General features: G+C 65.1%; 26 protein-coding genes. 13 read left to right on the top strand and 13 right to left on the bottom strand.

Going from position 1 to position 26,635, the window contains the following annotated elements:
* Positions 1-34: 34 nt before the first annotated feature.
* From M2342_RS07335 to M2342_RS07350, 4 genes are read left to right on the top strand one after another with little or no spacing between them, the layout of a single operon-like run.
* The gene (locus M2342_RS07335) at positions 35-1,315 is read left to right on the top strand and encodes an NAD(P)/FAD-dependent oxidoreductase (protein WP_264578606.1); all 1,281 of its coding nucleotides are present in this window, start codon (positions 35-37) and stop codon (positions 1,313-1,315) included.
* A 25-nt stretch (positions 1,316-1,340) separates the two neighbouring features.
* Positions 1,341-1,544: a DUF2892 domain-containing protein gene (locus M2342_RS07340; protein WP_264578607.1), complete on the top strand. Its 204-nt coding sequence runs from the start codon at positions 1,341-1,343 to the stop codon at positions 1,542-1,544.
* A complete protein-coding gene (locus tag M2342_RS07345) occupies positions 1,541-2,788 on the top strand; it encodes a TolC family protein (RefSeq protein WP_264578608.1) in 1,248 nt (415 codons plus the stop codon). Before M2342_RS07340 ends, M2342_RS07345 begins: the two co-directional genes overlap by 4 nt.
* 26 nt (positions 2,789-2,814) lie before the next feature.
* The gene (locus M2342_RS07350) at positions 2,815-3,132 is read left to right on the top strand and encodes a carboxymuconolactone decarboxylase family protein (protein WP_264578609.1); all 318 of its coding nucleotides are present in this window, start codon (positions 2,815-2,817) and stop codon (positions 3,130-3,132) included.
* A 23-nt stretch (positions 3,133-3,155) separates the two neighbouring features.
* Here the strand turns inward: M2342_RS07350 and M2342_RS07355 are convergent, their stop codons facing one another.
* Together M2342_RS07355 and M2342_RS07360 are read right to left on the bottom strand one after the other, a co-directional pair.
* The gene (locus M2342_RS07355) at positions 3,156-4,910 is read right to left on the bottom strand and encodes a chloride channel protein (protein WP_264578610.1); all 1,755 of its coding nucleotides are present in this window, start codon (positions 4,908-4,910) and stop codon (positions 3,156-3,158) included.
* A gap of 909 nt (positions 4,911-5,819) precedes the next feature.
* The gene (locus tag M2342_RS07360; protein ID WP_264578611.1) at positions 5,820-6,167 is read right to left on the bottom strand and encodes a hypothetical protein; all 348 of its coding nucleotides are present in this window, start codon (positions 6,165-6,167) and stop codon (positions 5,820-5,822) included.
* A 178-nt stretch (positions 6,168-6,345) separates the two neighbouring features.
* Here M2342_RS07360 and M2342_RS07365 point away from each other — a divergent pair, with 178 nt between their 5' ends.
* Entirely contained in the window at positions 6,346-6,885 is a 540-nt protein-coding gene (locus M2342_RS07365; RefSeq protein ID WP_264578612.1) for a mismatch-specific DNA-glycosylase, read from the top strand.
* A gap of 60 nt (positions 6,886-6,945) precedes the next feature.
* Here M2342_RS07365 and ilvC read toward each other — a convergent pair whose 3' ends face one another.
* The 6 genes from ilvC to miaA form a co-directional block, all read right to left on the bottom strand.
* Positions 6,946-7,965 (bottom strand): ketol-acid reductoisomerase, encoded by a 1,020-nt coding sequence (gene ilvC / locus M2342_RS07370; RefSeq protein ID WP_181559289.1) that lies wholly within the window; start codon positions 7,963-7,965, stop codon positions 6,946-6,948.
* Positions 7,966-8,121: 156 nt separating this feature from the next.
* Positions 8,122-8,634: an acetolactate synthase small subunit gene (gene ilvN / locus M2342_RS07375; protein WP_264578613.1), complete on the bottom strand. Its 513-nt coding sequence runs from the start codon at positions 8,632-8,634 to the stop codon at positions 8,122-8,124.
* Between the two features lie 49 nt (positions 8,635-8,683).
* Positions 8,684-9,046: a hypothetical protein gene (locus M2342_RS07380; RefSeq protein WP_264572513.1), complete on the bottom strand. Its 363-nt coding sequence runs from the start codon at positions 9,044-9,046 to the stop codon at positions 8,684-8,686.
* Positions 9,046-10,791: an acetolactate synthase 3 large subunit gene (locus M2342_RS07385; protein WP_264578614.1), complete on the bottom strand. Its 1,746-nt coding sequence runs from the start codon at positions 10,789-10,791 to the stop codon at positions 9,046-9,048. Before M2342_RS07385 ends, M2342_RS07380 begins: the two co-directional genes overlap by 1 nt.
* Positions 10,792-11,034: 243 nt before the next feature.
* Positions 11,035-12,240, bottom strand: a complete 1,206-nt coding sequence (locus M2342_RS07390; protein WP_264578615.1) for a collagen-binding domain-containing protein — start codon at positions 12,238-12,240, stop codon at positions 11,035-11,037.
* A gap of 129 nt (positions 12,241-12,369) precedes the next feature.
* The gene (miaA, locus tag M2342_RS07395) at positions 12,370-13,323 is read right to left on the bottom strand and encodes a tRNA (adenosine(37)-N6)-dimethylallyltransferase MiaA (RefSeq protein ID WP_264578616.1); all 954 of its coding nucleotides are present in this window, start codon (positions 13,321-13,323) and stop codon (positions 12,370-12,372) included.
* Here miaA and serB point away from each other — a divergent pair.
* The 4 genes from serB (at position 13,322) to M2342_RS07415 (ending at position 17,052) form a co-directional block, all read left to right on the top strand.
* Positions 13,322-14,230 (top strand): phosphoserine phosphatase SerB, encoded by a 909-nt coding sequence (gene serB / locus M2342_RS07400; protein ID WP_264578617.1) that lies wholly within the window; start codon positions 13,322-13,324, stop codon positions 14,228-14,230. The two genes, miaA and serB, sit on opposite strands and share 2 nt — an antisense overlap.
* Before the next feature lie 100 nt (positions 14,231-14,330).
* The gene (locus M2342_RS07405; RefSeq protein ID WP_181561377.1) at positions 14,331-15,038 is read left to right on the top strand and encodes a ParA family protein; all 708 of its coding nucleotides are present in this window, start codon (positions 14,331-14,333) and stop codon (positions 15,036-15,038) included.
* Positions 15,035-15,592: a hypothetical protein gene (locus M2342_RS07410; protein WP_264578618.1), complete on the top strand. Its 558-nt coding sequence runs from the start codon at positions 15,035-15,037 to the stop codon at positions 15,590-15,592. The genes M2342_RS07405 and M2342_RS07410 overlap by 4 nt, the downstream gene beginning before the upstream one ends.
* A 5-nt stretch (positions 15,593-15,597) precedes the next feature.
* The gene (locus M2342_RS07415; protein ID WP_264578619.1) at positions 15,598-17,052 is read left to right on the top strand and encodes an SPOR domain-containing protein; all 1,455 of its coding nucleotides are present in this window, start codon (positions 15,598-15,600) and stop codon (positions 17,050-17,052) included.
* Between the two features lie 20 nt (positions 17,053-17,072).
* Here the strand turns inward: M2342_RS07415 and M2342_RS07420 are convergent, their stop codons facing one another.
* From M2342_RS07420 to M2342_RS07440, 5 genes are read right to left on the bottom strand one after another with little or no spacing between them, the layout of a single operon-like run.
* The gene (locus tag M2342_RS07420; RefSeq protein ID WP_264578620.1) at positions 17,073-18,296 is read right to left on the bottom strand and encodes a dihydroorotase; all 1,224 of its coding nucleotides are present in this window, start codon (positions 18,294-18,296) and stop codon (positions 17,073-17,075) included.
* Complete coding sequence (locus M2342_RS07425; protein ID WP_264578621.1) at positions 18,287-19,276, bottom strand: aspartate carbamoyltransferase catalytic subunit; 990 nt, start codon at positions 19,274-19,276, stop codon at positions 18,287-18,289. Before M2342_RS07425 ends, M2342_RS07420 begins: the two co-directional genes overlap by 10 nt.
* 49 nt (positions 19,277-19,325) lie before the next feature.
* Positions 19,326-19,616, bottom strand: a complete 291-nt coding sequence (locus M2342_RS07430; protein ID WP_264578622.1) for a DUF1294 domain-containing protein — start codon at positions 19,614-19,616, stop codon at positions 19,326-19,328.
* A gap of 7 nt (positions 19,617-19,623) precedes the next feature.
* On the bottom strand, positions 19,624-20,100 hold the full coding sequence (gene ruvX / locus M2342_RS07435) for a Holliday junction resolvase RuvX (protein ID WP_264588521.1): 477 nt from the start codon (positions 20,098-20,100) through the stop codon (positions 19,624-19,626).
* Positions 20,100-21,212 (bottom strand): DUF3089 domain-containing protein, encoded by a 1,113-nt coding sequence (locus tag M2342_RS07440; RefSeq protein ID WP_264578624.1) that lies wholly within the window; start codon positions 21,210-21,212, stop codon positions 20,100-20,102. The genes ruvX and M2342_RS07440 overlap by 1 nt, the downstream gene beginning before the upstream one ends.
* Positions 21,213-21,389: 177 nt before the next feature.
* Here M2342_RS07440 and M2342_RS07445 point away from each other — a divergent pair, with 177 nt between their 5' ends.
* The 4 genes from M2342_RS07445 (at position 21,390) to gatB (ending at position 26,611) form a co-directional block, all read left to right on the top strand.
* Positions 21,390-23,210 carry a DUF4153 domain-containing protein gene (locus M2342_RS07445; protein WP_264578625.1) on the top strand — a complete coding sequence of 607 codons (1,821 nt, stop codon included), beginning with the start codon at positions 21,390-21,392 and terminating at the stop codon, positions 23,208-23,210.
* Between the two features lie 33 nt (positions 23,211-23,243).
* Positions 23,244-23,531 (top strand): Asp-tRNA(Asn)/Glu-tRNA(Gln) amidotransferase subunit GatC, encoded by a 288-nt coding sequence (gene gatC, locus M2342_RS07450; protein ID WP_264572525.1) that lies wholly within the window; start codon positions 23,244-23,246, stop codon positions 23,529-23,531.
* The gene (gene gatA / locus M2342_RS07455) at positions 23,531-25,012 is read left to right on the top strand and encodes an Asp-tRNA(Asn)/Glu-tRNA(Gln) amidotransferase subunit GatA (RefSeq protein WP_264578626.1); all 1,482 of its coding nucleotides are present in this window, start codon (positions 23,531-23,533) and stop codon (positions 25,010-25,012) included. Before gatC ends, gatA begins: the two co-directional genes overlap by 1 nt.
* Before the next feature lie 96 nt (positions 25,013-25,108).
* Positions 25,109-26,611, top strand: a complete 1,503-nt coding sequence (gene gatB, locus M2342_RS07460) for an Asp-tRNA(Asn)/Glu-tRNA(Gln) amidotransferase subunit GatB (RefSeq protein ID WP_264578627.1) — start codon at positions 25,109-25,111, stop codon at positions 26,609-26,611.
* Positions 26,612-26,635: the final 24 nt, after the last annotated feature.

A 26,635-nucleotide genomic window follows, 5' to 3' on the forward strand; every position in this document is an offset into this window, starting at 1 on the left:
AGTCAATAACGATTGACGAAGCGGAGATGGGGCGATGGGCAAGCCGAAGATCGTGGTTCTAGGTGCGGGTCTGGGCGGAACGATCGCCGCCTACGAGATCAAGGCCGCCGTCAAGGACAAGGCCGACATCCTGACGGTCTCCGACTCGGAGACCTATAGTTTCGTTCCGTCTAACCCTTGGGTTGCCGTGCGATGGCGCCAGCCTGAAGCCATTCAGGTCCATCTTCCGCCCGTCTTCGCCAGGAAGGAGATCGGCTTCACATCGGTCGGCGCAAAGCGGGTTCATCCAGTCGAGAAGCGCATCGAGCTGAACGACGGCACCTCCATCGATTATGACTATCTGATCATTGCCACCGGCCCTGATCTTGCCTTCGACGAGATTGAGGGGCTGGGGCCTCATGACGGCCATACCGTGTCGGTCTGCCAGACGGCGCATGCTGCTGCGGCTGCTGACCAGTTCGACGCATTCTGCGAGAAACCCGGACCTATCGTGGTCGGCGCGGTGCAGGCCGCATCCTGCTTCGGTCCAGCCTACGAGTTCGCGCTCATTCTCGACACCGAGCTGCGCAAGCGCAAGATTCGCGACAAGGTACCCATGACCTTCGTTACCTCCGAGCCCTATATCGGTCATCTCGGCCTCGACGGTGTGGGCGACACCAAGGGGCTGCTCGAGAGCGAGATGCGCAACCGCCACATCAAGTGGATCACCAATGCCAAGGTCTCCAAGGTCGAGGCCGGCATGATGCATGTCGATGAGCTTGACGAGGGCGGCACCGTCAAGAAGTCGCACGACCTGCCGTTCGGCTTCTCGATGATGCTTCCTGCCTTCCGCGGGGTAGCAGCAGTGCGCGGGATCGAGGGACTCACCAATCCGCGCGGTTTCATCCTGGTTGACAAGCATCAGCGCAATCCTGCCTTCCTGGAGATTTTTGCGCTCGGGGTTTGTGTTGCCATCCCGCCAACGGGACCGACCCCGGTTCCGGTAGGCGTGCCCAAGACCGGCTTCATGATCGAGAGCATGGTAACGGCGATTGCCGCCAATCTCGCGGCGATCATCGACGGCAAGGAAGCAACTGCCGAGGCCACTTGGAACGCTGTTTGCCTCGCCGACTTCGGTGACGGTGGTGTCGCCTTCGTCGCCCAGCCACAGATTCCGCCGCGCAACGTCAACTGGTCGTCCAGTGGCAAATGGGTCCATCTCGCCAAGGTCGGCTTCGAGAAATATTTCCTGCGCAAGGTCCGCAGGGGCGAGAGCGAGCCCTTTTACGAGAAGCTGGCCCTACATGTAATGGGCATCCGCAAGCTTCGCTTCTGACCACCATTACCAAGGGGAAAATGCCATGAATATCGATCGCGCCGTCCTGATGTTCGCCGGCTTCGTCGTGCTGCTCGGTGTCACCTTGGCGCTGACAGTCCACCCGTGGTGGATAGCCCTTACGATCTTCGCCGGCGTCAACATGATCCAGGCAGGCATTACCGGTTTCTGTCCGGCAGCGATGATCTTCAAGGCGATGGGCGTGCGTCCGGGAAATGCTTTCAGATGAAGGTTGCCCGGATCATCATGATTGGTCTGTTTGCGGGCACTTCCATGCCTGCGGCGGCGGTGACGCTCGAGGAGGCGATCGCTGCAGCGGTGGCGCATACGCCCGAGATCGTGGCGGCGCGCGCTGACAGCAACGCCGCAGCCGCGCGTTTGCGCGAAGCCAAGGCTGGCAGCCTGCCGACTGCAACCTTGACCGGGACCATCGGTGTCGGCCGTCTCGACCCGCAAAATTTCTTTGGTCTGGGGGCGGCCAATGTGACGCCGCGCGCGGGGCAGGTGACGATCGAGCAGCCGCTCTATGCCGGCGGACGCGTCAGCGCAGGGATAGCGCAGGCGAACGCCGGCAATGATGCTGCCCGGGCGGGCGAAGACGCCACCCGCAGCCAGATGGTCGCCACCGTCGCGCAGGCCTATGGCGACGTGTTGACCAGCCGCCGCCTGATGGTGCTCAGTAACGAACTCGTCGCGCAGATGCAGGAGATCGAGCAGCAGGCCCAGCTGCGCTACAAGGCGGGCGAGAGTCCCAGCACCGAGGTCGCGCAGGCTGCGGCGCGACTTGCTGAAGCACAGGCGGGTCTCGCTCAGGCCCAGGGATTTGTGGTCTCGGCAAATGCCCGCTTTTCCATTTTGACGGGGCTCTCGCCCGAAGCGCTCGAACCACTCCCCGCCAATCCCGCGCTTCCCGCGACGTTGGACGAGGCCATGGATGCCGCGCTTCAGCACAATCCCTGGCTTGCGGGTGCCGAGGCGGGTGTGCGCGCGGCACGCGCCGCTGCATGGGGCGCACGTGCCGAACGACTGCCGACGGTCGGCGCCTTCGCCGAGGGCGCGATGGTCCGCGATCAGTTCTTCCCAGGCTATCGGGCAGATAGCGCCACCGTTGGCGTGCGGGCTCGTTGGCAGATATTCAATGCCGGCGCATCGGCAAAAGTGGCCGAGAGCGACAGCAGCGTTCGGGCCGCCGAGGCGCGGTTCGAAGCGGCCCGAAATCAGGTGAGAGAGCAGGTCATTGCTGCCTTTCAGGCCGCTCAGACCGCCTTGCTGGTCGAAGAAGCATCTGCCAGGCAGGCCGAATCTGCGAGGCAGGCACGCGACAGCGTTGCGCATGAAGTGCGCGTCGGCCTGAAACCCCAGCTCGATCTTTTGAACGCCGAGCGTGAGGCTACGGGTGCCGCTGCGGCGCTCGCCAAGGCTCAGACTGATAGGGTCGTCGCGGCGTACCGATTGCGCAGCCTGATCGGCTGATAGGCATCCGAGAGAGACGGAAAGCCATGAACGAGGATTGGCCCGAAATGGCCCGCGAACTCAGCCACGCGATCAAGGAAGTGCGGCTCGGTACGCCCGAGGTGATGCAGTCATTCTCGGCAATGGCAAAGGCGGCGACGGAAGGCGGAGCGCTGGACGTTAAGACCAAGGAATTGATGGCCTCTCCATCGCCGTTGCCATTCGCTGTGACGGCTGTGCGGCCTTTCACGCGCAGGCTGCACTCAAGCATGGCGCTGCACATGGGGGCAGGGCCCAGCCTCATATATGCTGCGCAGGCGGTCGAGGCCTATGACCAGTTTGCAAAGGGGAGCGTGGCGGCCTGAATAGGCCGCGCCGCACAGCCCCTTCAGGTTTCACCAAATAGCTCCCGTTGCGAAGCTTCGATCTCTTCGAAATAGCGACGGCGTGCATGCTTTTCGCTCACTACACCGAGCACCTGTCCTCGCTCATCGACCACGGCCATTTCGTCTGCGGCATGGTCGTCGAACATGTGCAGCATCGCCTGTATGCCAGTTGCTGGCGTCAGGCTCGTGTCGGCAAGCGTGGCCAATGCCTTGAGAGGAGAAGCCACTGGCAGATCGGGCCGATACGCTGACGTCGTTGCCACAATCCCACAATAGTGCCCCTGTGCATCGGTCATCACAGCCTTGCTAGCCGAACCAAGCGGAACCTGCATGCGAAAGTCAGCAACAGTCATATCCTCGCGAACTGTGACCCAATCCTTGCGCATGATACGGCCGGCCGTGAGCGTCATCGTCCAGCCGATGTCGCGCGGGCTGCGGATTGTCGCGCCGCGCAAATGAAGGCGCCAGGTGGAGAAGGAATATCCGAACGTCTCACGCGTGAATGCGCTTGAGATTAAGGTCGCTGTCAGCACGACACCCATCAGGGCAAAATCGTGGGTGGTCTCGAGCATTAGGATCGCGAGCGTCATCGGGCCACCGACGATCGAGACGCTGAGCGCAGCCATGCCGATCAGCGCCGCGTCATTCACGTTCAGTGTCACCGCCAGGGGGCTCATGTTGACTAAGCCAGCGAAAATCTGTCCCACAAGCGAGCCCAGAAACAGGGAGGCAAAAAATAGTCCGCCCCGAAAACCGAAACTGAGGGAAATCACCGATGCCGCAATCTTCATCAGAAGGATGGCGATGAGGACGCTCAGGGCAGGGCGAAGAAGCAGGTCGAGATGCAGGGCGCCATGGCCTGCCGAGAGCGACTGCGGCGAGATCCACGCGATCGGTATCAGCAGCATTCCGCCGATCAATGGCCGCCATCGCCCTAGCCTAGACCATGACTGCACATTCAATTCGGCGGAGGTGACGAGGCGCATGATAGCAATGCCGAGCAGGGCGCAGACCAAGCCCAAGCCGGCATAAGCCAGATAGTCGGCGATCGCGAGATGACGGTCTGCCGTGGTTGCGACCAGATAAGGCTGCACGCCGAGCGCTCGCGTGACGGAACTCGCGGTTAGCGCTGCGGCCATAACTGGCGCGATGGCTTCGGGCGTGTAGTTGCCGATCACGATCTCGAAGGCATAGAAGGCGCCGGTAAGCGGCGCCCCAAAGGCAGCACCCACGGCCGCTCCGGCGCCCGCGCCAACCAGAGTTCGCAAGTCGTTCCGTCGAAGCTTGAACCACTGCCCCAGAACCGAAGCGACCCCGCCACCCATCTGGGCATAGGCCGCCTCCAGGCCGACCGACGCGCCTGCACCGTTGGAGATGATGGTCTGGGCTGAAATGACCACATTGTCAGCAAACGGAATGCGGCCCCCGTGCAGCGCATTGGCCTCGACCACGTCGATCGGCGGGCGTTTGCGGCGGCGTAGCGCGCGGGCAAGCATCATCAGCATCAGCCCGCCGGCGGGGAGGGCGAGCAGACGCCAGGGATGATGGATGGATCCAAGGGCGCTCAGTCTGTTGATGGTCACACCGTAAAAGAGGTGCTGGATGCCGTGCGAAAGAAACTGCTGAAAATTGGTCAATAACCCGGCGGCAAGGCCTGCGATCGTTGCCAGCAGGATGAAGGCCGCCTCGCTTTCGCGCAGGGCGCGGCGTTGCCGGAGTGCAACCGACAGCAGGATGTCTTTCCACGAGCGGCTCATGCCGCCCTCCAATCCTTCAAAGGTGGAAGAGTCAATGTCACCCGCAACATTGATTTCGACGACAACACTGCCGCCGCCGAGCGGAATGGAGAGGACGACGCCGGCCCCACGCTCGACGCCGCGCGCTCGGAGAAGAGGCGAATGCCTAAACGGGGTCGGCTATCTTTTCAAGCCGCGCGCGCTCGGCGATGCTCGCCATGCGTTGGGCCTCGGCCTCTGCTGCCGTGATCTCATGACTCTCGGACAAAACGAGGTCCCGAAACCGCTCGAATCCGCCTTCTGGAACCGCGGTTCCGGCACCTCGGGCGCCTCCCTCGGGAGGGCAAGCAGCGGGAAATGCGCCGCAAGCCGCGTGCGGGCGAGGGCCTTCCGGCCTGAAGATTGCGCTGCCAGAACACGCGCCGAACCCAGCGCGGCTCCGATTTGGTCGAGCTCAAGTGCACTGGCATCGTGTAGCGAGAGGTTGGGCCCCTCGGCGGCGCGGGACAATGGGGGCACGGCACGCCGCCAACAACGATGCCTGCACGCGCTCCTTCGACGTCGGCGCACATCATGTCTTGCAGATCGCTGATTGGCATGTCGAGGGCGACCGTCGGCGACCCGATCGATGTCGAACCGCGAATAATCGACCCTGACATCAGCTACCGTCAGTGTTTCGCCCGTCCCGTGGATTGTCTGCAGCGGCGCGCCGGTCTCGCCGGCGATGCGGGCGAGGTCATGAAGGTCCTGCCATCACTTATGGCTTCATCCGCCAGAGCCGACTGGCGAGAATGTCGATTTCCTCATTGCCACATACCAGGCTGAGGTCGACAGGTTGGTTGACAACTTCATGAGGGAATTGACCATGTGGCTATTTGTGCTCGCAGCGCTGCTTACTGGCGACGGACATTGGAATTATCAGCTTCGGCCTCAGCCCGCTACGTCACTTAGCCCAGGCGATCGCACGGCTGCGCGGGCGCGGCGGACCAGCTTGAGGGTCGCTATCCCACCGAGATCGCGCCGCTGGTGGACGACCTCAATGCCCATATCCACCAGATGCGCGACTTGATCGCTCGAGGGCGCGTGCCGGCTGGCAATCTCGCCCATCCGCTGCGTACACCGCTGGCCGTCGTGACGGACGAAGCGGATCGGCTGGCCGAGGGTGGCGATCCGGCCGCCTCGTCTCGCGTCCTGCTCGACCAGGCGCACATGATGGAGCAGCAGATCGGCTATCAGATTGCTCGCGCCGACTTTTCCGGCGGCGCGCCTGGCAGGCATAACGAGCCGCCTGCCCGACCTCCTCTTGCCGGTCCTCGCAGCGATGCGCCGGCTGTATCCCGGCGTCGCGTTCGAGCTTTAGGCCCGGCAATGCGAAGAGGCCGTTCCTCCGCACGATGGGGAGGCGTTTTCATCTCATCCCCTTACCGGGCGGCCCTCTGCGGCCTACATGAGGGGCATGATGGTTTTGCCCAGATCAGGTCCGTTGCCGGATGACTTCACCGTGCCGGACCTGTTGGGGCCGGGCTTGCGGCTGGTCTTCTGCGGAACGGCGCTCGGGCGCCAGTCGGCGCAGGGGCGCGCTTATTATGCCAATCCGACCAATTTGTTCTGGCGCACGCTGCATCAGGTCGGGCTGACACCGGAGCGGTTCTCGCCGAGCGATTATCCGCGATTGCTGGATCTGGGCATCGGCCTCACCGATCTTTCCAAAGGTCATTTCGGCAATGACGCCGAGCTGCCGGCCGACGCGCTGGATGGGGCGGTGCTGCGCCAAAAAATGCTGCGTTATCAGCCCGCAGTCCTCGCCTTCACCAGCAAGACCGGCGCCAGCCGTCTGCTCGATCGCCCGACGGGCCGGATCGCGCTGGGCGAACAGAGTGAGCGCATTGGGACGACGCGGCTGTTCGTGCTGCCTTCGCCATCCGGTTCGGCGCGGCGTTACTGGGACATCGCGCCATGGCAGGCGCTGGCCGATCTGGTGAAGGACAGCGCGTAACAGAAAGGGCGGCGAACCAACGGTCCGCCGCCCCATATCTGGACTAATGCCGGAAAAGGCTCAGTTCTTGGCCTGATCCACCAGCTTGTTGGCGCCGATCCAGGGCATCATGGCGCGCAGCTGCGCACCGGTCTGCTCGATCGGGTGGGCGGCAGCGGCCTTGCGGCTGGCCTTCAGCTCCGGCTGGCCGGCGCGGTTGTCGAGCACGAAGTTCTTGACGAAGCGGCCGGACTGGATGTCTTCCAGCACCTTCTTCATCTCCCACTTGGTCTCTTCGGTGATGATGCGCGGACCGGTGGTGATGTCGCCATATTCGGCGGTGTTCGAGATCGAGTAGCGCATGTTGGCGATGCCTCCCTCATACATCAGGTCAACGATCAGCTTCACCTCGTGGAGGCACTCGAAATAGGCCATCTCCGGCGCGTAACCGGCTTCCACCAGCGTTTCGAACCCAGCCTGGATGAGGTGGGTCAAGCCACCGCACAGCACAGCCTGCTCGCCGAAAAGGTCGGTCTCGCACTCTTCCTTGAAGTTGGTTTCGATGATGCCCGAGCGACCGCCGCCAACGCCCGAGGCGTAGGAGAGGGCGATGTCATGGGCATTGCCGGTCGCGTCCTGATGAACGGCGATGAGGCACGGCACGCCGCCGCCCTTCACATATTCGCCGCGCACGGTGTGACCCGGGCCCTTGGGCGCGATCATGATGACGTCGACATCTGCCGGCGGCTCGATGAGGCCGAAGTGGACGTTGAGGCCATGCGCGAACGCCAGCGCGGCGCCGGGGCGCAGATTGCCCTTGATGTCGTTCTCGTAGATCGCGGCCTGATGCTCGTCGGGCGCGAGGATCATCAGCACGTCGGCCCACTTGGCAGCATCCGCATTCGCGAGCACCTTGAAGCCGGCGCCTTCCGCCTTGGTAGCCGAGGGCGAGCCGGGACGCAGCGCGATCGCGACTTCAGCAACGCCCGAATCGCGCAGGTTCTGCGCATGGGCATGGCCCTGGCTGCCATAGCCGAGGATGGCGACCTTCTTGCCCTTGATGAGGCCGATATCGGCATCGCGATCGTAATAAACACGCATTTCCCAGAACCCTTCTCTTTCAGTTCGTCGGGCCGACCTGTGTCGGCATCCATGTAAAAATCTCGTGTCGGCCCCCGCCGGCGGACCGCTCCTGCACCTTTCAGCCGGCAAAGCCAAGCCGGTGTCGCGGTTTTCTGCGGGGTGGACTGGCTAAATTCAGGCGGCGGCGCCCCGCAGCATCCCGACAACGCCGGTGCGGCCCACTTCCACCAGCCCCAGCTCGCGCATCAGGCCGACGAACGTATCGACCTTGCTGCTCGGCCCGGTGATCTCGAAAACGAAGCTCTCCAGCGTGGTATCGACCACCTTGGCGCGGAACACGTCCGCCAGCCGCAGCGCCTCGATGCGCGCCTCGCCAGTGCCGGCGACCTTCACCAGCGCAAGTTCGCGCTCCACGAAGGGGCCGATTTCGGTGAGGTCGGTCACCTTGTGCACCGGCACAAGTCGCTCCAGCTGGGCAATGATCTGGTCGATCACGCGCGGGGGGCCATTGGTCACGATGGTGATGCGGCTGACGTTATGGTCCGCGCTCACGTCCGCGACGGTCAGGCTCTCGATATTATAGCCGCGTGCCGAAAACAGACCCGCGATCCGCGCGAGAATGCCTGCCTCGTTGGTGACCGTGACGGACAGCACATGGCGTTCGCTGTCCTCCTGGCGGATGTGCATCACTCTTCGTCCTCGTCAAGAAATCGCAATGGGTTCAAAATCGGTTCGGTCAGAGACCGGTTGGATCGTCTGGCGTCCCGGCCGGGCCGTCACTGAGGGGCGGCGCGACCGAGAGCATGCCGGTCATGGCATAATGCCAACCCTCGGGCGTGCGGTGGGCGATACGCACCGGTTCGCCCAGCATCGCATCGAACACCCGGCGCAGCGGCTCTCCAACATAGCGGGGCGATACCAGAACGCTGTCATAATCCTGCTCGTTGAAGTGAAACCGGCTTTCCAGCGTGATCACCCACTCGCCCGCATCCTCGTCGCCATGGTCGCGCGTGGTGCCGAACAGGTCGGCACTCTCATTGTGCCGCTCGAAATCGAACGGCTCGCTGACATGGAGGCGAAGGCGGACGGGCTGGGTCATCAGACCAGTGCCCTGGCCTCGTCGTCCATCGTCCCGGAGACCTGGCTGGGGTCGAGCAGCATGTCGGTATGCGCCGCGCCAGACGGGATCATCGGGAAGCAGTTGGAGAGCTTGGCTACCCGGCAATCGACAATGACCGGGCCCGGCGTGTCGATCATCCGGCGGATGCCGGGGATCAGCTCGTCCATCGTCTCGATGCGAATGCCGGTGGCGCCGTAGGCTTCCGCCAGTTTCACAAAATCGGGCAGGCTGTCCGAATAGCTGTGCGAATAGCGGCTCTCATAGGTCAGTTCCTGCCACTGGCGGACCATGCCCATATATTCGTTGTTCAGGATGAAGATCTTGATCGGCAGGCGATACTGGATCGCCGTACCAAGCTCCTGGATGTTCATCTGGATCGAGGCGTCACCGGCCACGTCGATCACCAGCGAATCGGGATTGCCGAGCTGGGCGCCGATCGCGGCCGGGAAGCCATAACCCATGGTGCCGAGCCCACCCGAGGTGAGCCACTTGTTCGGCTCCTCGAAATGATAGTGCTGGGCCGCCCACATCTGGTGCTGGCCGACTTCCGTGGTGATGATCGTGTCGCGGTCGCGGGTCGCGTTGTAAAGCTCGGCGATGGCCCGCTGCGGCATGATCTCCTCGCCGGTCTCGACATAATCGAGGCTCTTGCGTGCGCGCCACTCGTCGATCTGCGACCACCAGCCGCTGTAATCGGGCTTCTTGAACCCGCGCGCCTTGAGGCCAGCGATGATCGCCTCGATCGCGCGGCCGACATCGGCGACAACGGGCACGTCCACCGGCACGATCTTGTTGATCGAGCCGCGGTCGATATCGACATGGATCTTCTTGCTGAGCGGGGCGAACGCATCCAGCCGGCCGGTCACGCGGTCATCGAACCGCGAACCCAGCGCCAGAATGAGATCAGCCTTGTTCATCGCGAAATTGGCTTCGTATGTGCCATGCATCCCCAGCATGCCCAGCCATTGCGACGATGAGGCGGGGTAGGCGCCCAGCCCCATCAGCGTCGAGGTGACCGGTGCGCCGAGCATGTCGGCCAGCGCCCGCAGCGCTTCGCTGGCGGCAGGGCCGGAGTTGATGACGCCACCACCCGTATAGAGGACAGGCTGCTTGGCATCGAGAATGAGCGCGACGGCCTTGTCGATCATCTCCGCGTCCGGCTCGGTCTGCGGCCGGTAGCTGGGATGGGCGTTGAGCGACGGCTTCTCATAGGCGGCGGTGGCAACCTGCACGTCCTTGGGAATATCGATCACGACCGGGCCGGGGCGGCCGGAGGTGGCGATATAGAAGGCTTCGTGCACCGTACCGGCCAGATCGGCCGGGCTCTTCACCAGGTAATTATGCTTGGTGCAGTGGCGCGTGAGGCCGACCGTATCGGCTTCCTGAAATGCGTCCGTGCCGATCAGCGACGTGGGCACCTGCCCCGTGATGACGACCATCGGAATGGAGTCCATCAGCGCATCGGTTATGCCGGTGATCGCGTTGGTCGCGCCGGGGCCGGATGTGACGAGCACGACGCCGGGCTTGCCGGTCGAACGGGCATAGCCCTCGGCGGCGTGCGCCGCAGCCTGCTCGTGGCGGACGAGAATGTGCTGGATCTTCGGGTGATCGTAGATCGTATCATAGATCGGCAGCACCGCGCCGCCGGGATAGCCGAACACGGTGTCGACCCCCAGATCGAGCAGGCATTGAACCAGAATGTCGGCGCCGCTTCTCTCGGCCACGGGAAACTCCTTGAAAACCATTAGCAGCGCCCTTGGTCGAAAGGAGCTGCCCTGACAAGGTTGGTGTCTCTATTGATTATAAAATGCCGTGTCAAATCAACATTGAGTAATAAAATTACAATAACGGAAAAATTTGCAACATTTTATTGGACGGGCATGCTCTCGCCAGCGGCCCAAATGGAAACGGCGCCGACCGAAGTCAGCGCCGTTCCAGCTTTTCAAGGATGATGAAGATCGTGGCCGTCAGGCGAAGGCGACGGTCTTGGCGCGGCGACGCATCGCCAGACCGGTCAGGCCCAGGCCCATGATCATCATCGCCCAGGTGGAAGGCTCGGGCACGGGCACCAGATTGAGGTTGCCGTTGAAGGTGCCGAGGTGGATCTCGCCGCCATTGCCATCAGTATAGCGCCCGACCACGACCGAACCTTCGATCGGGGTGTGGATCAGCAGGCTGGCGCTGGGCGCCAGGACCGAGCCATGAAAAATGTTGCCGGAGAAGTTGAGCGTCTCTGCGTTCACGAAGTTCCAGATGACCTGCTGGTTGTTCGCCTGATTTGCGCCGTTGGAGTTGAAGCCTAGGTTCACATCGGTGCCGAACACATTGATGATGACCGGCGTCGTGCCCGAGAAGTTGTACTTCAGGCTGTTGATCGATGCGAAGTCGGCCGCATTGAAGGAGAACAGCGCATAGCCGGCGCCATTGTCTACGGCGTTCAGCGTCATGGCCGTGCCGGTAATATCGAAGCCGCTCGGGTTGCTCGCCATGTTGAGCGAGGCGAGCGCGGTGGAGAGCGCGCGCACATCGTCGGAGACCTTGGTCACGGTCGCCGTGATGGGTGCCGAGACTGAAGCCGCATAGCCGGAATTGCCGGAGGCGAGATTGAAGTTGCGCGTGCCGCCGTTGAAATTGCCCGACGCCGTGCCGCCGACATTCAGCGTACCGCCACTCTGGTTGATCGTCCCGCCGGAGAAGCTGCCGCCGATCGTATAGACGTCGCCATTGCCGATGTTGGGATTGCTGCCGGTGAAGTTGCCGCCGACCGTCACGGTGCGGGGCGTCGAGTTCATCGTCAGCCAGCTGTTGCTGACATTGCCGGCGACCGAGGCACTGCCGCCGCTGGCGATGGTGCCGACGCCGCCATTGGATCCGTTATGCACCTTGATATCGGCATTGGAGATATTGCCGCCTACTGTCAGAACGGGAATACCGGCATTCTTTGTCTGGCCCTGGCTCGAATTGCCGATGCCGACTTGGCTCGCGCCGGTCAGGTTGCCGCCGACCAGCATCTTGCCCTCGACATCATGCTTCAGGTTCACGTCACCCAGCACGATGAGATTATAGTTCTTGAGCGCTTCAAGGCCCGCAGCGGCATCGCCGGATGCGAGGGCGGGGGCGCTGGCAAACGCGGCGAGGCCGAGCGCGATGGCAAGGGACGAACGCTTGAGCATGAAACAGGTCTCCGTCGGTGCGGGATGGCGAAAGATGAACGGCCTTTATACCATTTGTCAGAGCGTTGAAGCGTTCATCTCGCACGTCGAAAGCCGTGTCCGGTTTTGGCACAGGCGAGCAGGCGGCCGTTAATGGACCTCCGGCGCGATGCTGTTGAGGTCTTCGATGGTCACCTCAGCCTGTGGATCGATGGTCGTCCAGCCGGCTTGCCGGCCCCGAGCCCATGTCCGCTGCCGCTTCTGATAGGCGATGGTCTGCTGGAGGATGGCCGCCCGCGCTGTCGCCAGGTCGATTTGGCCCGCCAACATTGCGGCGAGTTCGCGGACCCCGAGTGCGCGCAGCACCGGTCGATCAGGCGGAATGTCCCGGCGAACGAGCGCTTCGACCTCCTCGATGGCGCCATGCGCCAGCATGAGGTCCAGCCGTTGCTCGGCGCGTTCGGCGAGCACCTCGCGCGGCAACATCACCACCGCACCGTGAATGCGCATGTGTCCCGCAAGGCCGCCTTCGCGCCGGGCCTGCCATTGGGGGAGCGGCGTCCCGGTCGAGCGGACGACCTCCAGCGCGCGCGCGACGCGCGAGGTGTCCGCCGGATTGAGCCGGGCCGCGCTGACCGGGTCTTCCAGTTCCAGCGCGGCATAGCTTTGCGCCACCGGCAGCGCGCGCACGGCCTCGCGGATCGCAGGATCGATGGCCGGGACCGGCGCGATGCCGTGCAGCAGCGTGTGCAGATAAAGCCCGGTGCCGCCCACGAGAATAGCCGGGACGCCCTGTGCATGGGTGGCATAGATTTCTGCCTTGGCCTCCTGCGCCCAGCGCGCGGCTGAGCAATCTTCCATGCCGTCGATATGGCCAAAGAGGCGGTGCGGGGCCTGCGCGAGGTCCTCCTCGGGCGGGCGGGCAGTCAGCACATTGAGGTCCGCATAGACCTGGCTGGCATCGGCATTGATGATGATGCCGCCCGTCGCCAGCGCGAGCCGCATTGCGACTGCGCTCTTGCCGCTGGCGGTCGGCCCGGCAATAAGCGCCACCGGCGGCCGCTCCCGGTCGCGCATTTCGGGCAGGGAATCAGGATCAGGCATGGCTGGCGGCATTTCGGACGGACGGGACATGATTGCGACCTTAGTCGCGCATGACGGACTTGGGCAGGGGGACGTGACCGCCGCGCGCGATGCACTGGCCCAGGCGGGTCTCGATGTCGCCGCGCCGGTCTGGATCGAGGCCGGTGAGGCTGTGGACCTGCCCTTCGCCGGTGACCGGGCCGTCGCACGCGCCGCGCTGGAAGCGCTGGCGCCGCCCGCCGACCTGTTCGTGCTCGCGGCGGCGAACCGCGACTGCCGTCTGTTCGTGGCGGATATGGATTCGACGATGATCACCGTCGAGTGCATCGACGAGCTGGCCGATTATGCCGGCCTCAAGGAAGAAATCGCGGCGGTGACCGAGCGGGCGATGCGCGGGGAACTGGATTTCGCGCAGGCGCTGACCGGCCGTGTCGCGCTGCTCAAGGGTCTGGACGCGACCATGATCGATCGCTGCCGCGCCGAGCGGGTGCGGCTGATGCCCGGCGCGCGGGCGCTGGTGCAGACCCTGCGGTCACGCGGCGCGCGCACGATCCTGGTGTCCGGTGGCTTCGTGCCGTTTGCCCAGCCGGTGGCGCAGGAGATCGGGTTCGATGTCGCCATTGCCAACACCCTGCACATCGCGGGCGGCAAGCTCGCCGGCACGGTCGGCGAACCGATTGTCGATGCGGCACGCAAGCGCGCCGAACTGCTCAGGGCGGTGGAGCAGGACGGATTGGCGCCCGCGCAGTCCATCGCCATCGGTGACGGCGCGAACGATATTCCGATGATCGAGGCGGCCGGGCTAGGCGTTGCCTATCATGCCAAGCCCAAGACACGCGCTGCTGCCGATGCCGCCATCGAGCGGGGTGACCTCAGCGTCCTGCTGCATGCCCTGGGTATCGCTCGGGCGCAGTGGGTAACGGGCTAGCCAGCTGGCGGCCTATGCCGGCCGGGCAGTGCACTTAACCGAATCTTAGAGGGAAGCGTGAGATTTCCTTGCCCGATCCATGATCGAGCGGGGGAATGTCGTGCGGATATTGGCGCTAGCATCTCAGAAGGGCGGTTCGGGAAAGACCACGCTGTCTGGCCATCTTGCGGTTCAGGCGCAGCGCGCTGGCGCGGGGCCGGTCGTCCTCATCGATATCGATCCGCAGGGTTCGCTCTCCGATTGGTGGAACGAGCGCAGCGACGATTATCCCGCCTTTGCCCAGACAAGTGTCGCGCGTCTCGCCGGCGATCTTGAGGCGCTGCGCCAGCAGGGCTTCAAGCTGGCCGTCATCGATACGCCGCCGGCGATCACCATGGCCATTCAGAGCGTCATCGGCGTCGCCGAACTGATTGTGGTGCCGACCCGGCCCAGCCCGCACGATCTGCGTGCCGTGGGCGCGACGGTCGACCTGTGCGAGCGCGCCGGCAAGCCACTCATCTTCGTGGTCAATGCGGCAACGCCGCGGGCGCGTATCACCTCGGAAGCCGCGATTGCGCTGTCGCAGCATGGCACGGTGGCACCCGTCACCATTCACCAGCGCACCGATTTTGCCTCTTCCATGATCGACGGGCGCACGGTGATGGACTTCGATCCCAAGGGGCGCTCGGCGCAGGAAGTCGAACAGCTGTGGAGCTATGTGGCCGATCGGCTCGAGCGGAATTTCCGGCGGACAGTGTTCTCGCCCACGCATGTCGCAGCGGCCATGTCGCGCCAGACGGGCTTCGGGCGTCGGGTGGTGCAGGGATGAATCGCGATAATTCCATGACCGAGCCGCGCCCTGCGGCATCGCTGACGGCGAGCCTACTCGCGCGGCGGGGCACTGCGCGCCCGGCCATGCGTCGCCCGGCGCTGCCGGGTCTTTCGAGCGCCCCGACCGTCCATGATGACCTTGGCTGGAATGACATGGGGGAGGGCGCTGCCCCTCACATGACAGCGCTGGCCACCGGGACGGACGCTGCGGTGCCGATCAACGCCAATGTGTCCGTGGCTGAGAGCGATCCGGCGCCGATCTCCCCGGCCAAGCAGCAGATGCTGGCCCTCGCCGAGCAAATCAGCCTGCGCGTCACGCCGCCGAAGGTTCCGTCCAAGCGCCCGGCCAGTCTGGCGGGCGTCGGGCGCAAGGCGGCGTTCACGCTGCGGATCGATAGCGAGAGGCACCTGCGCCTGCGCTTGCTGAGCGCGGTCTCGAAGCGCTCTGCCCAGCAGCTTCTCATCGAGGCGCTGGACCAGATGATTGCCGCCGACGCGCATGTGCAGGCGCTCGCCGAAGAGATTGAAGCCAGCTCGGGACCGGAGGCGTGAGGCATATGGCACGCTCGGTAAAAATGCCTTTGCTGCTGGTGACGGTGGCGCTCTCCAGTGTGGCGCTGGGCGGCTGCGCGCAACTCGGCCTCCAGTCCCATAGCGCGCGCGCAATGCCCTCGGTTGTGCAACTTTCGCCCAAGATCGAGTTAGCGCTCGCGGATCGCAAGTTCGCCCATGCGCTCGACCTAGCCGAGGCGCTGGTCGCCGCCGAACCGGCTACTGCAGACCATCGCGTCTTGCTGGGCCGTGCCTATCTTGCCAATGGCCGCTATCGCTCGGCACAGGCGGCGTTCACGGACGCCATGGCGCTGGGCAACAGCGATGTCCGCACGATCATCAGTCTGGCCCTGTGCGAGACCGCGCTGGGCAACGACAGCACGGCGCAGGCTTTGCTCGCCGACAACGCTGCCACGCTGCCGGCCTCGGACTACGGTCTCGCCATGGCCATGGCTGGCGACGTGCAGGAGGGCGTGCGCGCGCTCGTTTACGCCGCGCGCCAACCTGACGCCTCGGCACAGACGCGGCAGAACCTCGCCTTTGCCTTGGCGCTGGGTGGCGCCTGGGGGCAGGCACGGCTGATCGCCGGGCAGGATCTGTCCGCCAAAGAGGCCGAGCAGCGCATCGGGCGCTGGTCTCAGGCCGTGGCGCAGGCTGAACCCGGCGCGCGGGTGGCTGCCCTGACTGGGGTTGCGCCCCGTGCCGACGATGCCGGGATGCCGTCTCGCCTCGCGCTGCGCAGCTTCGAGCTTCCCGCCGTTGCGGAACTGGCACCTCCAAAGGCTGTCGTCCCGTCGCTAGCGAAGGTGGCTGAAGGGGCTGAAGGGGCTGAACCTGCGGTAGCGGCCGATACTGAGCGCGCAGCACCCGCCGTTCAATCGGTCGCGATCCCGCCCTCGAGCCGGTCCTCAGACCCGGCTGCCCCGGCAAAAGCCAATCCTCCCGTCGCGTCCTCGGCGAACCCAACCTTTGGCGGGCCGTCCGCTGAGATTCTCTCAGCAGCGCCTTTGCTGGTCCTGCAGCCAGCGCCAAGGGCGCCCAACATCGCTCAGATTGCCTTTGCGCCTGCTGCATCCAGCCCGTCGATGGGGGTGAAGATCGCCGCCGCGTCTCGCGCGGTGCCGATCCTGGCGGCCAGGCCAGGCCGTGCTTCGGGTGACTGGGTGATCCAGCTCGGCGCCTTTGACAGCGCAACGATGGCGCGAGTGAAGTGGCAGGACATGCGCCGCAACCCGCGTCTGGCTGGCTATCGCGAGATCGTCACCGCCGCGAGCGTCAATGGGCGCACTTTCCATCGCGTGGCGGTGGGTGGCTTTGCCAGCCGGGGCGCGGCCGGTTCCCTGTGCCAGACTTTGCGCGGCGAGGGGCAGGCTTGTTACGTGCGCCGCGATGACAGCAATGCATCGCGCACGGCGCGCGCCGGCGCCTCGGCCGGCGGGTCGCAATTCGCATCGCGGTGATGGGGCGGTGGGCGATCCGCTCAGCGGATCACGCCGCCTTTCATGATCATCCGCGCACGGCCCTGAACCGGGAGCTTGTCGAACGGCGTATTGCCGGCCGCTGCTGCCATTTTGGCCGAATCGACGATCCAGGGTGTGTCAGGTGCGATGAGGATGAGGTCCGCCGGCGCGCCCGGCGCCAGCCGTCCCGCGTCGAGGCCGAGGATTGCGGCGGGATTGGCCGCGAGCAGGGCCATCATCCGCGTCTCAGTGATCTTGCCTTCACGCACCAGATTGAGGGCAAGCGGCAGCAGCGTCTCGGCGCCGGCGATGCCGGGCAGGGCGTCCGCAAAGGGCAGGCGCTTGTCTTCCGGGCCGCGCGGATCGTGGCCCGAGCATAGCACGTCGACAGTGCCATCCGCGACCGCCTCGATCGTCGCAAGCCGATCCCGCTCATCGCGCAGGGGCGGGGAGAGCCGCGCGAAGGTGCGGAAATCGCTCACCGCCGCATCGTTGAGGAAGAGGTAGGAGGGGCTGGTGCCGCAGGTCACCTTCAACCCTTCAGCCTTGGCCGCGCGAATGAGCGCGAAGCCGGCCGCAGTGGTGACGAGGCGGACATGCAGGCGTGCGCCCGCCTCCCGCGCCAGCGCGATATCCCGCGCAATGGCCATCGCTTCGGCGCTGGCGGGGGCGCTGGGCAGGCCGAGGCGCGAGGCCGTTTCGCCATCCGTCGCCACGGCATTGGCCGTCAGGCCGCCATCCTCGGAATGGGTAATGACCACCAGGTCGAGCGCAGCGGCATAATGCAGGACGCGCAGCATCACGCCCGAGTCGGCTATCCAGCGCCGGCCGGTCGCGATGGCGCGGGCGCCAGCAGACTTCATCAGCGCCATTTCCGCCAGTTCGCGCCCCTCCAGCCCGCGCGTCGCGGCGCCGAGCGGATGTACCCAGAAGTCCGGCTTGCCGGCCCGAGCGGCGTGCTGGATCAGCCCCGGCTCATCGAGAACGGGCGACTGGTCCGGCATCAGCGCGGCGCGGGTGATGCCGGCGAAGTGGAAGGCCGGCTTGTCGGTGCGGAACACGCCCAGATCGATGATGCCCGGCGCGAGGATCATGCCCTTGGCATCGACGATTTCGGCGCCGTCAGGCACCTTTACCACGCCGACCGCTGCGATCGCCGCGTCTTCAACGAGCAGCGTGCCTTCGGAGAGGGCGCTGGCGGTCGGATCGCACAGGCGTGCGTTGATGATCGCGGTCAGGCCCATCCTTCGACTCCCCGGGCTGTGCGGGTGAGGACATCGAGGCAGGCCATGCGCATAGCGACCCCCATCTCGACCTGCTCGGTGATCGCCGAGCGATCCGGATCGTCCGCCACGCTGCTCACGATTTCCACGCCCCGGTTCATCGGGCCGGGGTGCATGATGATCGCGTCCGGCTTGGCGCGCTTCAGCCGCTCGGGCGTGAGGCCATAGAGCGCGTGAAATTCGCGGGCCGAGGGGATGAAGGCCCCGTCCATCCGCTCATTCTGAATGCGCAGCATCATCACCACATCCGCGCCATCCAGCGCGGCGTTGAAATCATGGAACGGCGTGACCCGATAGCGCTCCACCGCCGGGGGCATCAGCGTCGGCGGCGCGCAGACACGCACTTGCGCGCCCAAGGCCGTGAGGCAGAGCATGTTGGAGCGGGCGACGCGGCTGTGGAGAATATCGCCACAGATGGTGACGATCAGCCCCTCGAAGCTGCCCTTGCGCCGCCTTATGGTCAGCGCATCGAGCAGCGCCTGCGTCGGATGCTCGTGGCGGCCATCGCCGGCGTTGAGCACCGGGCAATCCACCATGTCGGCGATCAGTTGCACGGCGCCCGAGCTCATATGGCGGATCACCATAACGTCGGCGCGCATCGAGTTGAGCGTCACGGCGGTGTCGATCAGCGTCTCGCCCTTTTTCACGCTCGATTGGGCGGCGTGCATGTTCACCACGTCCGCGCCCAGCCGCTTGCCTGCCACCTCGAAGGAGAGCAGCGTGCGCGTGCTGTTCTCGAAAAAGGCGTTCATCTGCGTGAGGCCGGCGAGGCGCCCGTCATGCTTGCGGCTGCCGGCGCGGTTGAGCGAGGCCCATTGCTCGGCTTCATCCAGCAAGAAGCGGATTTCATGCGGCGCCAGATTGGCGATTCCCACCAGATGCCGGTGCGGGAAATTGTCCCGGCCGATGAGGCCGGTGACGGGAGAGGGCGATAGTGTCATTAAAGCGCCTCGTTAGTGGAGCGGCGGGGCGGACTCAAGCGCTGATGTGTCAGGCGGAGGGCGTCCAGACGTTGAGATCGAGCAGGATGATCAGCGCGCACTGCGCGGCGGCGATGAGGAACAGCGCGCGGGAGAAGTCCCGCTTGCGCGTCTTGTGCCGGAAGATGCGCATCGCGAGCCAGGCGCCGATCGTCCCGCCGATCGCGGCCAGAGTCAGAAGATCGCGCTCGCGGACGCGCGGGCCACCGGCAATCGCGCGCTGCTTGTCATGGCGAAAGGCGGCGAGGGTGATGAGGTTGATCAGCACCAGCCAGCCCCAGACGATGTGCGTTTCCGTCATGCGCCGGTCAGCCCATCGTCAGGCCGTCAATGGCCCCTTGCAGGATGAGGGCGGCGGCGTGCGCATCGATCTTCTCGGCGCGCTTGGCCCGGCTCATGTCCTGCGCGATCATCGCTCGCTCGGCGGCGATGGTGGACCAGCGCTCGTCCCACAGCAGCACCGGCAGGCCGAGCACGGCGATGTTGCGGGCAAAGGCGCGTGCAGCCTGGCTGCGCGGGCTCTCGCTGCCATCCATATTGAGCGGCAGGCCGATGACGAGGCCCTTGACCGACTGCTGGGCGATGAACTGGGCGAGCACGTCCCGGTCCTTGCTGAACTTGCCGCGCTTGTGCGTATGGGCGGGGCTGGCAATGCTCCAGCCGGCATCGCACAGGGCAAGGCCGATGGTCTGGGTGCCAAGGTCCATGCCGAGCAGGCGTCCGCCAGCCGGTAGCGCCTGCGCGAAGGACGCCTTGTCGAGCGTGATCAGCGTTTCCCCGACCATCAGCGGTGCCATGCCGCCAGTCGGCCGAGCGCATCGGCACGGATGTTCGCCCAGAACAGGGGATAGTCGTAGACGTGGTAATTGTTGCCCGGGAGCACGAAGGTGCCGAGCTTGGGCGCGCTGTCCAGCATCAGGAAGCCACGGCCAGCGCAGCGCGCGCCGATCTCGCCGGGCGTGAGCAGCACGGTCGACGCCGCCTCGCCATCGCCGCGCAACACGCCCAGATTGGTATCACCAGGCGCATCGGGCGCCGCGCCGCCATTGAGCGGATTGGTGCACAGCATTGCCGACACGGCGCGCGATTGGCCGTCCAGTCCGCGCTCGCGGTCGAACGTGGCTTCCACAGCGGAGGTGTCTGCCGGCGCAGCGAAGCTTTGCCAGCTTAGCACGCAGCCGGTCGTACCGGGTCCGGTGCAAGCCGGCAGGCCCAGCGCTGGCAGATCATGCTCCACGGAGACTGGCCAGCCGACGACATAGGCCGCGACCAGCCGCGCCTTGAGCGCACTGTTGCCGGCCTCCTCATGGAGCAGCCGCAGCAGGTGGCGACTGCCCTGGCTATGGGCGGCGAGAATGATCGGCCGTTGCGGATTGGCGGCGAGGAACTGCGCGAAGGCGGCCTTCACGTCCGCATAGGCTCGCTCAAGCGCCAGCGCGGCGTCTGCCTTTTCGGTGAGGAAGGCACCGAACACGGCCTGCCGGTAGCGCGGCGCCCAGATATCGCCCGCCGCCGCGAAAGCGCTGGCCTGAATGCGCACGAACCGCGCGGCCTGCGCTTTTGCGATGCGGTCGTTGATCGGCGCGTTCCAGTGGAGCGTTTCGAACGAGCTGGTGGGGTGGACGAAGAAGATCGCCGCTTTCTGCGCTGGCGCCGCCTCGGCAAGCTTCGTGGCCGGTTGCCAGCGAGCGGGATCGTCGCGGCGCCCGTCCGGCCGGCTGATCCATCCATCGCTGCCCGCATAGAAATTGGCGGGGAGGGCGGGCGGCTCGCTGAACCCGACATGCGGCACCAGTGCGCTCTGCATCAGCCGGGGGCCGAAGAAGGAGAAGGCGATCATTCCCGCGATTGCCAGGGCTGTGAAAAACGCGACGACATACAGGAACTTCCGGGCCAAAGGGGCACGACTCCATCTCTGTGGCAAGCTGGGTAGTGGCATGGCTCATGCCCGCTTGGGTTCCGCGAGGCAAGCGAAGGCAGCTGGCGAAGGTCCAACAGGCGAAGGTCCAATTTGCCTTGCGGGCGGATCGTGATAGGTCGGACCGGTTCAGGAACGGACGCGGCGGGGAGCAGGATGATGGCCAGCAACGCATCGACGGCGCAGACGGTATGGCCGCTGCGCACCTGGGTGCTGTGTGTGCTCGGCGCGCTTGTCGGTCTGGCCATCGACCGGTTTTCCGATCCCGCGCCCATCGAGCCAGAGTTTCTGCGGCGGGTGATCGCGGCGCTGCCCATGTTCCTTTCGACCGCCGCACTCGCCTTTGGCCTCGGTTGGCGCCGGCGGCGACCGGTCGCGGCTCTTGTCGTGGCACTGATCTGCGGCCTCATTGGCGGCGGCGTCTTTCTGTGGAACGGGGTGCCCGGCCACGGATCGAGCGTCGATCTCTGGCATCTCGTCTGCGGCGCCATCGCGGCGGCTGCGCTGCTGGTGCTGTTTCAGGCAGCGCAGGACCGCAGTCTGGCCGGCGGCGCGCCCTCTGCGCCGGCCGGCGTGTCGCCCCGCGCGGTGCGGGCATGGTCGCGCCAGGCTATTCATTATGAGGATGTTCACGGCCATTTGTGGACGAATGCGCTGCTGATCGGCGCCAGCGCGCTGTTCATGCTGCTCAGCTTCGGCATCGCGCATTTGCTGGCGCAGATGTTCATGCTGGTGAAGCTCCCCTTCCTGCGCGATGCGCTGCGCGAGTCTGCTGTGGTCGCCATGCTGTGCGGGGCGGCTTTCGGCGCGGCGCTCGGGTTGTTGCAGGATCGCGGGGCGATCATCGCCGCCTTGCAGCGCGTGGCCATGCTGGTGCTGCGCGTGCTGGCGCCGGTGGTGGCGCTGGCGATCGGCATCTTTCTGGCGGCCTTGCCTGTCACCGGCCTGGCTCCGCTCTGGGCGACGGGCGGCACGACGCCGATCATGCTGGCCGGAGCGGTGCTGGCGCTGTTTCTCGCCAATGCGGTGGTGGGCGATACGGCGCTTGAGGAAACCCGCTCGGTGTTGCTGGGTGCCAGCGCGGCGGCGCTCGGCCTGTTCCTGCTGCCGATGGTGGGTATTGCGGTCTTCTCCTCGGGACTGCGCATCCATCAACATGGCCTGACGCCGGAACGGCTGTGGGCGCTGGCCTTTCTGGTCGTGGCGAGCATCACCGCCATTGCCTATGCCGTCGCCATCCTCGGTGCACGTGGCTGGTTTGCGCGGCTGCGGCGGACCAATCGCATGCTCGTATTCGTGATCGCCGGTATTGCGCTACTGCTCTCCACGCCGATCTTCGGCTTCGAGCGGATCGCGACTGCGCACCAGCTCCAGCGCCTCGCGGGCGGGCAGGTGGCGCCGGACAAGTTCGATTACCGTGCCTTGTGGTTCGATTTCGGGCCGGAGGGGCGTGCCGCGATTCGACGGCTGGCGAGTGGCTCGGCAGACGCGACGATCCGCCGTCATGCCGCCGAGACGATGAAGCTGACCGACCGCTGGGCCATGCCGCCTATGGTCGTCGCCGCGCGCAGTGGCGAATTGCTGGACGAGCGGCTGACGATCCTGCCCATCCCGGTCGAATTGCCGCCAGCGCTGCGCAAGCGGCTGGTGCAATATGATGCCTGCGAGGAGACCGGCCCGTGCCTGCTGCATTATGTGCCGGGCGAGGATCTGGCGATCGTAGTGAAGCTGCCCGCCCCGGAATGCGGCGATTGTGCCCCAACCGTGCGCCTCATCCGACAGGAGAATGGCGAATGGACCAATGAGAGCCGCTATCTCGCCCAGGGCGATGCCGCCCGCCGGATGGTGGCGCAGATCCGCGCCGGCGCCGTCGACCTCCGCCCCGTGATGGCGCGACAACTCTACATCGGTGGCGAACCGGTCGGCGAACCGCTGTCGACGGCCACCAATGGGGCCGAAACGGCGGAAGCGCCTTGATGACCGCCGGAGCCAGTGCTAGCGCGCGCTCCCATGAGCGTAGACCTGACAACCGTAAAAAAGATCGCCAGCCTCGCGCGCCTCGCTGTCAGCGAGGATGAAGCGCAGGCGCTGGTGCCCGAACTCAACGGCATTCTCCACTGGGTGGAGCAGCTGGGCGAGGTGGACGTGACCGGCGTCGAGCCGATGACCGCCGTCATCCCCAACACGCTGCGCCTGCGCGAGGACGCCGTGACCGACGGCAATGTCCGCGACAAGGTGCTGGCCAATGCGCCTCAGGCCGAACATGGCTTTTTCGCGGTGCCGAAGGTGATCGAATAATGACCGATCTGACCAACCTCACTGTCGCGCAGATCCGCGATGGCTTCCGTGCTGGTGACTTCTCCGCGCGGGAAGTCGCCGAGGCGTTCAACGCCAACGTCGCCGCCGCCAAGGCGCTCAACGCCTTCATCGTCGAGACGCCCGAGCATGCGCTGGCTGCTGCCGATCAGGCGGACAAGGACCGCGCCGCCGGCACGCTCAAGCCGCTTTCCGGCGTGCCCATCGGCATGAAGGACCTGTTCTGCACCGAGGGCGTGCAGACGACCGCCGCCAGCCACATGCTGGAAGGCTTCACGCCGACCTACGAGTCCACCGTCTCGCAGAAGCTGTGGGATGCCGGCGCGGGGATGCTCGGCAAGCTCAATCTCGATCAGTTCGCCATGGGGTCGTCCAACGAGACGAGCTATTTCGGCAATGTGATTTCGCCCTGGCGCCGCAATGATGGCAGCAATGCCTCGCTGGCACCGGGCGGTTCCTCGGGCGGCAGCTCGGCGGCGATTGCCGCGCGGCTCTGCCCGGCGGCGACCGGCACGGATACCGGCGGTTCGATCCGCCAGCCGGCGGCCTTCACCGGCATTTCCGGCATCAAGCCGACCTATGGCCGCTGCTCGCGCTGGGGCATCATCGCCTTTGCCAGCTCGCTCGATCAGGCCGGGCCGATGGCGCAGGACGTGCGCGACTGCGCGATCCTGCTCGAGAATATGGCGGGCTTCGACGCGAAGGACTCCACATCGCTCAACCTGCCGGTGCCGCAGTGGGAAGCTGGATTATCCAGCGATCTCAAGGGCAAGCGCATCGGCATTCCCAAGGAATATCGCGTCGAGGGCCTCGATGCCGATGTGGCGCGGGTGTGGGACGATGGCATTGCCTGGCTGAAGGATGCCGGCGCCGAGATCGTCGAGGTCTCGCTGCCGCACAGCAAATATGCCCTGCCGGCTTATTACATCATCGCCCCAGCGGAAGCCTCGTCTAATCTCGCGCGCTATGATGGCGTGCGCTATGGCCTGCGCGATCTGCCCGATGGCGCGAACCTGCAGGATATGTATGCCGCGACGCGCGCTGCCGGCTTCGGCCCCGAGGTCAAGCGCCGCATCATCATCGGCACCTATGTGCTCTCGGCGGGCTTCTACGATGCCTATTACACGCAGGCGCAGAAGGTGCGGGCGCTGATTGCGCAGGATTTCGCCAAGGCTTTCGAGGCCTGCGACGTCATCCTTGCGCCCACTGCGCCCAGCGCAGCCTTTGGCCTCGGCGAAAATGTCGACGATCCGCTGAAAATGTATCTGAACGACGTGTTCGCGGTGCCGGCCTCGCTGGCGGGTCTCCCCGCCATGTCCGTGCCCGGCGGGCTCAGCAAGGATGGGCTGCCGCTCGGCCTGCAGATCATCGGCCCGGCTTTCGATGAGCAATCCGTGCTGAATGCCGGCTTTGCCATCGAGCAACGGGCGGGCTTTACCGCCCGGCCTGAGGCGTGGTGGTAAGTGTTTCGTGCTCCTGCGCAGGCAGGAGCCCAGGGCAGCCAGGTGCTGCACTCCCCTGGATTCCTGCCTTCGCGGGAATACTGTAAGGACTGAAGAATGACTGAGACGAGCTATCGCATTCGTGGCGCCACCGGGGACTGGGAGGTCGTCATCGGCCTTGAGGTCCATGCCCAGGTGGTGAGCCAGGCCAAGCTGTTCTCCGGCGCGGCGACGGCCTTCGGCGCGGAGCCGAACACGCAGGTGAGCCTTGTCGATGCCGCGATGCCCGGCATGCTGCCGGTGCCCAATCGCGAGTGCATCCGTCAGGCAGTGCGCACCGGCCTTGCGATCAATGCGCAGATCAACAAGTGGAGCCGGTTCGACCGGAAGAATTATTTCTATGCGGACTTGCCGCAGGGCTACCAGATTTCCCAGCTTTATCATCCGCTTGTCGGCGAAGGTTCGCTGACGATCGAAGCCGACGAGAAGGCCGGCATTCCCGCCGACAAGGCCATTGGCATCGAGCGCATCCATGTCGAGCAGGATGCCGGCAAGCTGATGCACGATCAGCATCCGACGCGCTCCTATGTCGATCTCAATCGCTCGGGTGTGGCGCTGATGGAGATCGTCAGCCGCCCGGACATGCGCTCGCCTGCCGAGGCCGGGGCCTATCTGCGCAAGCTGCGCGCGATCCTGCGCTATGTCGGCTCGTGCGATGGCAATATGGAGGAAGGCTCTATGCGCGCGGACGTGAACGTCTCCGTGCGCAAGCCCGGCGAGGAATTCGGGACGCGGACCGAGACGAAGAACGTCAATTCCGTGCGCTTCGTCATGCAGACCATCGAATATGAAGCCCAGCGCCAGGTCGACGTAATCGAAGGCGGCGGGCGGATCGTGCAGGAAACCCGCCTGTTTAACCCGGATACCGGCACGACGCGCTCGATGCGCTCCAAGGAAGACGCGCATGATTATCGCTACTTCCCGGACCCCGACCTGCTCCCGCTGGTGCTGGAGGACAGCTTCATCGAGGATTGCCTGCACTCGCTGCCCGAACTGCCGGATGCCAAGCGCACCCGCTATGTCGAGGTACTGGGGCTCTCCGATTACAATGCCCGCGTGTTGACTGCCGAAGCGGAAACGGCCCGCTGGTTCGAGGCTCTGCTCGCGGAAAGCGCGCGCATCCAGAAGAAGAGCGAAGGTGAGGTGGCCAAGGCCAGCGCCAACTGGCTGCTCTCCGAGCTTTACGGTGCGCTCAATCGCCTCGGCAAGACGCTTGAGGACAGCCCGGTCAACCCGGAGCGCGGCGCGGAATTGCTCGCCCTGGTGGCCGATGGCACGATTTCGGGCAGCATCGCCAAGCAGGTGTTCGAGATTATGCTGGAGACCGGCGAAGCGCCTGCCGAAATTGTCGAGAAGCGCGGCCTCAAGCAGACCACGGATACTGGTGCGATCGAGGCGGTCGTTGCGAAGATTCTCGCCGACAATGCCGATAAGGTCGAACAGTATAAGGCTGGAAAGGAAGCGCTGTTCGGCTTCTTCGTCGGTCAGACGATGAAGGCCATGCAGGGCAAGGCCAATCCGCAGATGGTCAACGAGTTGATCAAGAAGGCATTGGGCTGATCGCCTCCCGGCCGCGCCTCCATT

The sequence above is a fragment of the Sphingobium sp. B8D3A genome (assembly GCF_025961995.1).
Classification (GTDB): Bacteria; Pseudomonadota; Alphaproteobacteria; order Sphingomonadales; family Sphingomonadaceae; genus Sphingobium.

What these genes read in the sequence shown, in the direction of transcription:
- M2342_RS07410 (WP_264578618.1), top strand. Translation starts at nt 15,035, where the DNA reads ATGAATCGCGATAATTCCATGACCGAGCCGCGCCCTGCGGCATCGCTG.
- M2342_RS07355 (WP_264578610.1), bottom strand. Translation starts at nt 4,910, where the DNA reads ATGAGCCGCTCGTGGAAAGACATCCTGCTGTCGGTTGCACTCCGGCAA.
- M2342_RS07420 (WP_264578620.1), bottom strand. Translation starts at nt 18,296, where the DNA reads ATGGGCCTGACCGCGATCATCAACGCACGCCTGTGCGATCCGACCGCC.
- M2342_RS07380 (WP_264572513.1), bottom strand. Translation starts at nt 9,046, where the DNA reads ATGACCCAGCCCGTCCGCCTTCGCCTCCATGTCAGCGAGCCGTTCGAT.
- M2342_RS07340 (WP_264578607.1), top strand. Translation starts at nt 1,341, where the DNA reads ATGAATATCGATCGCGCCGTCCTGATGTTCGCCGGCTTCGTCGTGCTG.
- M2342_RS07430 (WP_264578622.1), bottom strand. Translation starts at nt 19,616, where the DNA reads ATGACGGAAACGCACATCGTCTGGGGCTGGCTGGTGCTGATCAACCTC.
- serB (WP_264578617.1), top strand. Translation starts at nt 13,322, where the DNA reads ATGGCTGGCGGCATTTCGGACGGACGGGACATGATTGCGACCTTAGTC.
- M2342_RS07365 (WP_264578612.1), top strand. Translation starts at nt 6,346, where the DNA reads ATGATGGTTTTGCCCAGATCAGGTCCGTTGCCGGATGACTTCACCGTG.
- M2342_RS07425 (WP_264578621.1), bottom strand. Translation starts at nt 19,276, where the DNA reads ATGACACTATCGCCCTCTCCCGTCACCGGCCTCATCGGCCGGGACAAT.
- M2342_RS07360 (WP_264578611.1), bottom strand. Translation starts at nt 6,167, where the DNA reads ATGCCTGCCAGGCGCGCCGCCGGAAAAGTCGGCGCGAGCAATCTGATA.
- gatC (WP_264572525.1), top strand. Translation starts at nt 23,244, where the DNA reads ATGAGCGTAGACCTGACAACCGTAAAAAAGATCGCCAGCCTCGCGCGC.
- M2342_RS07350 (WP_264578609.1), top strand. Translation starts at nt 2,815, where the DNA reads ATGAACGAGGATTGGCCCGAAATGGCCCGCGAACTCAGCCACGCGATC.
- gatB (WP_264578627.1), top strand. Translation starts at nt 25,109, where the DNA reads ATGACTGAGACGAGCTATCGCATTCGTGGCGCCACCGGGGACTGGGAG.
- ilvC (WP_181559289.1), bottom strand. Translation starts at nt 7,965, where the DNA reads ATGCGTGTTTATTACGATCGCGATGCCGATATCGGCCTCATCAAGGGC.
- M2342_RS07445 (WP_264578625.1), top strand. Translation starts at nt 21,390, where the DNA reads ATGATGGCCAGCAACGCATCGACGGCGCAGACGGTATGGCCGCTGCGC.
- ilvN (WP_264578613.1), bottom strand. Translation starts at nt 8,634, where the DNA reads ATGCACATCCGCCAGGAGGACAGCGAACGCCATGTGCTGTCCGTCACG.
- ruvX (WP_264588521.1), bottom strand. Translation starts at nt 20,100, where the DNA reads ATGGTCGGGGAAACGCTGATCACGCTCGACAAGGCGTCCTTCGCGCAG.
- miaA (WP_264578616.1), bottom strand. Translation starts at nt 13,323, where the DNA reads ATGCCTGATCCTGATTCCCTGCCCGAAATGCGCGACCGGGAGCGGCCG.
- M2342_RS07390 (WP_264578615.1), bottom strand. Translation starts at nt 12,240, where the DNA reads ATGCTCAAGCGTTCGTCCCTTGCCATCGCGCTCGGCCTCGCCGCGTTT.
- M2342_RS07415 (WP_264578619.1), top strand. Translation starts at nt 15,598, where the DNA reads ATGGCACGCTCGGTAAAAATGCCTTTGCTGCTGGTGACGGTGGCGCTC.
- M2342_RS07335 (WP_264578606.1), top strand. Translation starts at nt 35, where the DNA reads ATGGGCAAGCCGAAGATCGTGGTTCTAGGTGCGGGTCTGGGCGGAACG.
- gatA (WP_264578626.1), top strand. Translation starts at nt 23,531, where the DNA reads ATGACCGATCTGACCAACCTCACTGTCGCGCAGATCCGCGATGGCTTC.
- M2342_RS07345 (WP_264578608.1), top strand. Translation starts at nt 1,541, where the DNA reads ATGAAGGTTGCCCGGATCATCATGATTGGTCTGTTTGCGGGCACTTCC.